At 50.5% G+C, this 434-nt stretch carries 1 protein-coding gene; it reads right to left on the bottom strand.

All coding sequences use genetic code 11. The annotated features are described in order from the left end of the window. The coding region (locus NNO02_RS23565) for a ThuA domain-containing protein (protein WP_271455907.1) at nucleotides 1-434 on the bottom strand (434 nt) is incomplete at both ends.

Raw genomic sequence — 434 nt, 5'->3', positions numbered from 1 at the left:
CATTTCTTCTTTTTCGAGCACGAAGCTTTCAGGAATTCCTTTTACAATATCATGCGTGGGATCAATAACAAAAATACGCTCCTGTTCATCGGCTTCACGCCATTTCAGGTCGCAGCTGGTTCCCATGAGTCTCATGAATATTTTTGACATATGCCCGGAGTGCAGGACAATCAACCCCATTCCTTTCAGCACCCGTTGCTGAATACGTGCCACGACGCTATCGTCGACTTCATTATGGGCAATATGCCCCCACCAGATTAAAACATCCGTCTCATTCAGCACCGCGTCGGTTAAACCATGTTCGGGCTCATCCAGCGTTGCCGTTCGGGTCGTAAACCCCGCCGTCTGCAAAAAAGAGGCGATTTGCCCGTGGATACCTTGCGGGTAAACGGCGGCAATCGCCGGGTCCTGCTGCTCATGACGATACTCATTCC

The sequence above is a fragment of the Citrobacter sp. Awk 2 genome (assembly GCF_028069815.1).
In the GTDB taxonomy this organism is placed as follows: Bacteria; Pseudomonadota; Gammaproteobacteria; order Enterobacterales; family Enterobacteriaceae; genus Citrobacter.
Note: the sequence above shows the minus strand (reverse complement) of the source record. Positions and strands in the feature narration are given on the sequence as shown.